This is a genomic window from Streptomyces sp. NPDC086077 (assembly GCF_040686175.1).
In the GTDB taxonomy this organism is placed as follows: Bacteria; Actinomycetota; Actinomycetes; order Streptomycetales; family Streptomycetaceae; genus Streptomyces.
This window is the reverse complement of record NZ_JBFBJT010000242.1, coordinates 1-7,034: the sequence shown is the minus strand read 5'-3', so window position 1 is coordinate 7,034 and position 7,034 is coordinate 1. Positions and strand designations below refer to the sequence as shown.

Annotated in this window: 8 protein-coding genes and 3 pseudogenes; 3 read left to right on the top strand and 8 right to left on the bottom strand. The window is 66.2% G+C overall.

What is annotated here, in order from left to right; all coding sequences use genetic code 11:
• On the top strand, positions 1-190 hold a 190-nt coding region (locus AB0O67_RS35790; RefSeq protein ID WP_365459784.1), incomplete at its 5' end, for a SpoIIE family protein phosphatase.
• Positions 191-205: 15 nt separating this feature from the next.
• On the opposite strand, the pseudogene AB0O67_RS35785 reads toward AB0O67_RS35790, so the two are convergent.
• The 3 genes and pseudogenes from AB0O67_RS35785 to AB0O67_RS35775 form a co-directional block, all read right to left on the bottom strand.
• Positions 206-945 (bottom strand): annotated as a pseudogene (locus tag AB0O67_RS35785) (IS5 family transposase); the annotation flags it as partial.
• 306 nt (positions 946-1,251) lie between these two features.
• Entirely contained in the window at positions 1,252-1,404 is a 153-nt protein-coding gene (locus AB0O67_RS35780; RefSeq protein WP_365459781.1) for a hypothetical protein, read from the bottom strand.
• 186 nt (positions 1,405-1,590) lie between these two features.
• Positions 1,591-2,418, bottom strand: coding sequence for an alpha/beta hydrolase (locus AB0O67_RS35775; RefSeq protein WP_365459778.1), 828 nt, complete (start codon positions 2,416-2,418; stop codon positions 1,591-1,593).
• A 429-nt stretch (positions 2,419-2,847) separates the two neighbouring features.
• Here AB0O67_RS35775 and AB0O67_RS35770 point away from each other — a divergent pair, with 429 nt between their 5' ends.
• Entirely contained in the window at positions 2,848-3,303 is a 456-nt protein-coding gene (locus AB0O67_RS35770; protein WP_365459775.1) for a hypothetical protein, read from the top strand.
• Positions 3,304-3,316: 13 nt separating this feature from the next.
• Here AB0O67_RS35770 and AB0O67_RS35765 read toward each other — a convergent pair.
• From AB0O67_RS35765 to crcB (AB0O67_RS35745), 5 genes and pseudogenes are all read right to left on the bottom strand, one after another.
• Positions 3,317-3,622: pseudogene (locus AB0O67_RS35765) on the bottom strand (ATP-binding protein); the annotation flags it as partial.
• Between the two features lie 18 nt (positions 3,623-3,640).
• Positions 3,641-4,708 carry an IS110 family transposase gene (locus AB0O67_RS35760; RefSeq protein WP_365459772.1) on the bottom strand — a complete coding sequence of 356 codons (1,068 nt, stop codon included), beginning with the start codon at positions 4,706-4,708 and terminating at the stop codon, positions 3,641-3,643.
• 235 nt (positions 4,709-4,943) lie between these two features.
• Positions 4,944-5,102: pseudogene (locus AB0O67_RS35755) on the bottom strand (ATP-binding protein); the annotation flags it as partial.
• Between the two features lie 32 nt (positions 5,103-5,134).
• A complete protein-coding gene (gene crcB / locus AB0O67_RS35750) occupies positions 5,135-5,509 on the bottom strand; it encodes a fluoride efflux transporter CrcB (protein WP_365459769.1) in 375 nt (124 codons plus the stop codon).
• Positions 5,506-6,012, bottom strand: a complete 507-nt coding sequence (gene crcB, locus AB0O67_RS35745) for a fluoride efflux transporter CrcB (protein ID WP_365459766.1) — start codon at positions 6,010-6,012, stop codon at positions 5,506-5,508. The genes crcB (AB0O67_RS35750) and crcB (AB0O67_RS35745) overlap by 4 nt, the downstream gene beginning before the upstream one ends.
• An 866-nt stretch (positions 6,013-6,878) precedes the next feature.
• On the opposite strand from crcB (AB0O67_RS35745), the gene AB0O67_RS35740 reads away from it, so the two are divergent.
• A partial coding sequence (locus tag AB0O67_RS35740) for a S8 family serine peptidase (RefSeq protein WP_365459787.1) occupies positions 6,879-7,034 on the top strand: 156 nt, incomplete at its 3' end.

The window sequence follows — 7,034 nt, the reverse complement described above, 5'->3', positions numbered from 1 at the left end:
CACCGACGGACTCATCGAAATCCCCGGAACCGACATCGACGACACCACCGACCACCTCGCCCACCACCTTTCACAGACCCCGGCCCAGGACCTGGACGACCTCGCCAACAGCCTCATCCGCCACGCCGAGCAATCCGCCGCCCACCACGACGACATCGCCCTCCTCCTCATCCGCCCCCACAAGGACTAGCGTTACTGGACGACAGCAGATGAGGGCGCAGGCCAACGAGACGAAGGCGTCGTGGAGCTCTGTTCGGCGTTCCCAGCGGACGGCGAAGCGCTTGAACTGGTGGAGCAGGGCGAAGGTCTGCTCGACGACGTAGCGGAGCTTGCCCAGGCCCTTGATGCTCGGGGCGCCTTTGCGGGAGATGACCGGCAGGATCCGCCGCTTGCGCAGCGCACGCCTGCTGGGGTTGGAGTCGTAACCCTTGTCGCCGAGCAGCGAGTCGGGTCGGCGGCGCGGACGGCCGGGCCGTCCGGCAACGGGTGGGATGCCATCGACGAGGGCGAGGGTCTGGGTGACGTCGTTGACGTTCGCCGCAGTGGTGATGACCTTGAACGAGGTACCGCGTCCGTCACAGATCAGGTGGTGTTTGCTGCCCGTCTTCCGCCGGTCGACCGGCGACGGACCGGTGTCGGCTCCCCCTTTTTCGCGCGGAAGTGGGAGCCGTCCACGCACGCGCGGGACCAGTCGAGTTCGCCGGCCGCGTTCATTTCGGCGAGCAGGATGCGGTGCAGCCGGTCGAAGACCCCGGCCTGCTGCCACCGCTCGAGACGCCGCCAGCAGGTCTGCCCGGAGCCGAACCCCAGCTCCAGCGGCAGGAGTTGCCAGGCTACGTCGTTGTGGAGGGCGTACAGGATGCCCTGCAGACACAGCCGGTCCGCCACCGGCCGCGGCCCCGGCGACTTCTCCGGCCACGGAGGCAGCAGCGGCTCGATCAACATCCACAAGTCGTCATCCACGATCCACGGCCGAGCACTCACACCATCCCGAACGGCCGAATCGACACATCGGACACGCCCGACCAGGGCACCTCAACAAGATCGTGTTACGAGCTCTTATGGTCAGGTGACCAGCACGTGACCAGTGTCGTCATCAAGGTGAGAGTGACGCGGGCGCCGGGCGCGCCCTCGTGCTTGCCGACCCACCGCTGGAACTTGCCGCGCCCAGTCGCCTCACTCTCCCCCACCAGCCGGCCTGCACCGGCCGACCACCAGCGGCGAGCAGCAGGTGATAGCGGTCGGTGCCGGTCACGCGAGGCGGATCGCTCTCCACCGTCCCGGCTCGCGCACGATCGCGGCCTTCGCTTCCAGCTCGGTCAACTGGTAGTGCACCGAGGCTCTGCTGCGCAGGACGGCCGTACCGATTTGCTGGATCGTCGGGGCGTAGGCGTGGCAGATCACGTAACTGTCCGACCAGTTGCTCGCTGGCCGCCTTTCCGATCCGTTGTTCACACACACGGACTTGCGGTTCCGCTCGGATCGAGCATGGAAAGCACCGCAAGGTGTACGCGGGACAAACGGATAGTCTCCGCAAGGCACTGGCGTCCCAACCACGTTGCGCCAGAAAAGTGAATCCAGCCCCTTTGGTCAGCTGCGCGCAAATTCGAGGAGATCCTTGTTGAAGATCTCGGCGAACTTGGGCACCATCGCGAGGCCGTGCGGAGCACCCGGGTAGACCTTGTATGTCACGTCCTTGACGAGCTTCGACGATTTTTCGCCGGCTGCCACGACAGGTACGATCTGGTCGTCGTCTCCGTGCACGATCAATGTCGGTACGTCGACCTTCTTAAGATCCTCGGTGGTGTCAGTCTCGGAGAACGCCTTGACGCAGTCGTAGGCACCCTTGATTCCGACGGTCATGCCCCACAGCCAGAACTCATCGCGGGTTCCTTGCGTGACCGTAGAGTTGTCGCGGTTGGCGCCGTAGAATGCGACGCTGAGGTCCTGGTAGAACTGCGACCGGTCCGTTTCGACGCCCTTACGGATCTCGTCGAATACCTCTATGGGAAGTCCCTCTGGATTCGCTTCCGTCCTGAGCATCAGCGGAGGGATCGCGCCGACCAGGACCAGTTTGGCGACCCGGCCGGAGCCATGTCGGCCGATGTACCGCGTGACTTCCCCGCCGCCGGTCGAGTGTCCGACCAGGATCACATCATGAAGATCCAGTTTCTCGATGAGTGTTGCCAGGTCGTCGGAGTACGTGTCCAGGTCGTTGCCGTCCCAGCTCTGGCCTGAGCGCCCACCGCCCCGCCTGTCGTGGGCGATTGCCCGGTAGCCGTTGTCGGCCATAAGTTTCAATTGGGGGTCCCATGCGTCGGCCGTGAGGGGCCATCCGTGGGAGAAGACGACCGGCTGGCCGGAGCCCCAGTCCTTGTAGAAGATCTGTGTGCCGTCCTTGGCGGTGACAAAGGGCATCGCATGTCCCTCTCGTGATGTTTCTCAACTCCGCACACGGGTGGAGCTCAGTGCTTGAGTCGGATGCTCAAAATTTGCGCTGCGACTCAGCGCCAGACGCATGGCAGGTCGGAAGCGATGCCCGACCGGAATGAGCACGTCTCAGCATTACTGTAACGGAAAGGCACCACTTCGGCTTATCGAGTCCTGCCCGCGGATATGCGCGCCAGGCCCCACTTGATAGGCCCGGCCAGCACGGCGCCGGCGAGCCGGATGACGGCGGTGCGGTCGGGGGAAGATGCCGATGGCTTCGTAGGTGAGAACGGAGAGCGAATGTCGACGGGGCCTGGCAGCGGTTCTTGATCGAGGCGCCCGGGAATGTCGATGAGAACTGGCAGCGCCCAAAGGGCTTGGCTGGGGCGTGTCGGCACGGACGGACATAATGCGGCTGTGGACCTGAGAGCGGAGTTGTTGCCGCCGCCCGTGAGTCGGCAGCGGCTGGACGAGCTGTGCGCCGAGGTGGAGCGGATCGCTGACCTGTTGGAAACCCGCCGGGAGGCCGCGGGTGAGGCAATCAGGGCCTTCAACGCGATGACCGGTCACGACTACGAGGCCCTCGACTTCGCTGAGTACGACGGAAGCCGGAGCCTAGAGGAGTTCGCGCGGGAGGCGGCGCGGCCGGCTCGCCCCGTGGCTGCGGACATCACCCGGGACGAGCTCGTTGAGATCGTTCGCAGACTCCTGCTGGCTGGCCCGGAGAGCGACTACTACCTGCGGCTCCTTGGGGCGAACGTGTCGCACCCCCGGGTGAGCGATCTGGTCTTCCACCCCTCAGACAACCTTCGGGGCGCGTCTGCGGAGCAGATTGTCGACGAGGCTCTGAAGTACCGACCTATCGCGCTCTGAGCCCTGCGGGAAGTCAGCTGGCCGTGGCTTGTTGTTCGGCGCGGGCGCGGGTGGTGGCAAGGCGATAGGAGTCGGTGCCGGTCTCGATGATGTTGCCCCCGAAGGTGAGACGGTCGACGATGGCCGCGCAGAGGCGGGGGTCGGTGAAGGCCTTGGTCCGGCCAGAGAACGACTCGTTCGAGGCGATCGCCACGCTGTTCTTTTCCTCCCGCTCTGTCAGAACCTGGAAGAGGAGTTCGGCGCCGCGGCGGTCAAGTTCCATGTAGGCGAGCGCGTCGATGCAGAGGAGGTCGACGAGGCCGTAGCGGGCGATGGTCTTGGAAGCTCCTATAGATCGTCAAGTGGTCGGCTGGAGCTGTTGAGGCGTGATGTGCGGGCGAGGCAGGTGTTTGTAGACCTCCCGGGCTACGAACCGTTTCAGACAGCGGATGATGTCCTTCTTCGTCATGCCATGAGCGGTGCGGCGGGCAACGTACTCCTGCGTTCGGCGATCGTGTCGCATGCGGACGATGACGATCGTGTGCAGAGCGCGGTTGGCCTGGCGGTCGCCTCCGCGGTTGAGCCTGCGCCGGTTCGTACGGCCGGAGGATGCCGGGACGGGTGCGGCCGCGCACAGGTGCGCGAAGGACGCCTCGGACCTCAGCCGCTCGGGGTTGTCACCAGCGGTGATCAGGAGCTGTCCGGCGGTCTCGGGGCCGACGCCCGGCAGGGCGACCAGCTGTGGTGCGGCCCTCGTCACCAGGGGCTTCAGCTCAGCGTCCGTGTCAGCGATCTCCTGGCTGAGTGCCCGGTAACGGCGGGCGAGGCGCCGCAGAGCCGTCCTGACAGCGCAGGCCGGATCCGCCAGATCGCCGGCGGGGCGGGAGCGGGCCAGGTGGTCCATCAGCTCCACCGTGGGCAACCCCCGGAACTGCTCGCGCACTTCGGCAGGGGCGGTGATGATCAGGGTGCGGATCTGGTTGATGGTCTGCGTGCGGGCCTTGATGGCCGAGCTGCGGGCCACCCGCAGGGTGCGGATGGCCTCGGCGATGCCGTTGCGGGACTTCGGCGTCCCCTTGGCGCGGCCCGAGAGCACAGCCGTTGCTGCGGCGTAGGCGTCGACGGGGTCGGACTTGCCGTTGTCCCTTCGGGCCTTGCGGTCGGGCCGGTCGACCTCCACGACGGCGATGCCGTTCGCCGACAGGAACCGGGTCAGCTCGGCTCCGTAGGCGCCGGTCCCCTCGACCCCGACGGCCAGGACCTCGCCGTGCGAGCGCAGCCAGTCCAGCAGCTGCTGGTAGCCGGCAGGGCTGGTCGGGAACGGCTCCGTGGCCACGAAACGGCCGACCGTGTCGATGACCGCGGCCTGGTGAGTGTCGGTGTGGGTGTCGATCCCGCCGATGACGGCTATTTCATCCGCTGCCATGCTGATGTCTGCTGTCCTTCCGTACAACACGTGAGGGCCGGCACGCGCGCCGGTCGGGCAGACGGACAAGACAGTGATGGGACCTTTGGCCGGGCTCCTATGAAGTCACAGATGCCCGACCGGCCGCGCGTAGCGGCACCGCTTGGGAGATCGACAATTCCAAGCAAGGACAACCCAAGTGTCGGTCAGCTGCCGGGTCAGACCTCCAAGCGGGGGCCGCGGGCTACATCATCACTGTCAGCTGCTTCTCGTCGGCGGCCTCGACGAGCTCGTTGACCGGCTTGGTCGCCATGACGTACTTGACCCGGTAGCTGGCCATCGCGGCTTCGGTGCCGAGTGCGATCAGCAGGTGGGACTTGCCGGTTCCGGAGTCGCCGATGAGACAGAGCGGCAGGCTCTTCGTGCACGAGGCCGGATCGCTTAGGCTCAGTCCCAAAGGGCCTGTGCTGCTGTGATGCCGATGAGGACGGCACCGAGCCCGGTAAACGTGGTCGAGACTGTGTTGCCTGCTGCCCGGACGGTCTCTCCCGTGCGGGCCAGATGCACTGTCTCCCATGAGAACGTCGAGTACGTGGTCAGAGCCCCGCACAGTCCGGTGCCGATGAATTCTCCGTATTCCTGGTCGGCCGCTCTGGCCAGCTCGGCACCGGTGAGCAACCCGAGGACGAGGGAGCCGAGGGTGTTTACCGTGAAAGTGCCCCAGGGGAATGGTGTCGACTGCCGTCGTTGCACAGCGCGGTCGATGAGGTAGCGCAAGGCTGCGCCGACGGCGCCGCCGGCGAGGACGAGCAACCAGTTCATGCGGGTGCCTTTCCCCGTTGTGAACCGGCGATCCTGCGGGTGAGTGAGGAGGCGAGTGCGAGAGCCGTGAGTGCCACGATCGGAGTTGCGACGAAGTACGTCAGGGCGCGGCCAGGTGCGCCGAGCCTCATCATGCGTTCGGTGTCGGCGGCGTAGGTGGACAGTGTGGTGAAGCCGCCGAGTACGCCGGTGGCGAGGAAGGGGCGCACGAGCGGGTTGGAGTGGCGCAGTTCCATGAAGACCACCACGGCGACGCCCATGACCGCACATCCCACGGCGTTGACACCGAAGGTGGCCCACGGGAACCCGGCCGGGGCAGGAGGCCACATCAGGAGCACTGCGTAGCGGGCGGCTGCGCCGAGGGCTCCGCCCAGGGCGACCGCGCAGACCACCGGCAGCAGGTGAGCCAGTGACGATCGCTGGTCTTCTTCGGCGACGTCCATGTCCCGGGGCAGATGGGATTCCGGACGATCGTCTGGATGCTGGAGGCTGTTGTCGTTCACAAGCGACTCACGCAGACATACTCCGGTGGGACGGACACAGTGGGCCGGCCCCTTCGAAGAGAGTCCTTAGAGTGCATCCGGACAAAGCGACGACCGACGCCGCCATGGTCACATGAGGACTTCGCGGAGGAAGGCAGGCACGCCGTTGTCGCCGTGTGACGAAGTGTGAGGGGCCGTTCGCATGCAACGGCGCCTGAGGTCATGTTGCGTGCCCGATTCGGCAGCGGGGTTGCGTCGCCGGCAGCCGGCTTGGGGATCAACCTGATGACCGTGATCGGTCGTCGACCGCATGGAGTAGGACGGCCGCTTCGGCGTGCCGATCGCCGACGTCTGTAGACCGCTCCGCTGTCTGTGTGGAGCCGGAGTTCGGGTGGGAGATGTTATTGCCGGGGCGGCAGTTCAGGGGGGCGCCAGGAGCTCGTGGTCTCTTCATCCGGTGGCGGTCGCCCGGGCGGGCTCGCAGGGCAACGCTTGCGGCGCCACGCTGGTGGTCTGGGGTTCACCCGATCAACAGCGGTGATAAGGGGTGCGGGCGGCCGCACCCTGCGTCAGGCGGCGGATCGTCTTCTGTGCCGTGCTGGCATGCTGATGTCGTGCCGGTGCTCGCCGCATGCCGCTGGTGTTTTGCGGCGCCCTGCGAGGTTCCGCCTCCGCAGGTGATACGGAGGCGGAACGCCATAATCTACTTCGCGGTCAGGAATTCGTGCGCAGGCAGGGGACGGTTCACGACGCGAATGTCGCCGATGGTGCCGTGAAAACGATGTCAATGGTGCCCGCGTACTCGTGACCGCCGACCAGCCACGGCGGTCCGAGCGATGTGAGGCCGACGGACACCCGCTGAGGGTTGTCCACCACCGGGGCGCCCTCTGGGCTTCGACGGTGAGGGCGTCACGGTGGCCGTGCTGGACACGGGTGTGGACCAGACTCGTCCGGATTTGGTCGGGCGGGAGGTCGCCGAACGAACTTCAGCGAGTCGGCCGACACGGTGGACCCTTATGGTTCACGGCACCCATGTCGTCTCG

Excerpts from the sequence above, each read along its gene's own strand:
- AB0O67_RS35775 (WP_365459778.1), bottom strand. The coding sequence starts at position 2,418 with ATGCCCTTTGTCACCGCCAAGGACGGCACACAGATCTTCTACAAGGAC.
- AB0O67_RS35760 (WP_365459772.1), bottom strand. The coding sequence starts at position 4,708 with ATGGCAGCGGATGAAATAGCCGTCATCGGCGGGATCGACACCCACACC.
- crcB (WP_365459769.1), bottom strand. The coding sequence starts at position 5,509 with ATGAACTGGTTGCTCGTCCTCGCCGGCGGCGCCGTCGGCGCAGCCTTG.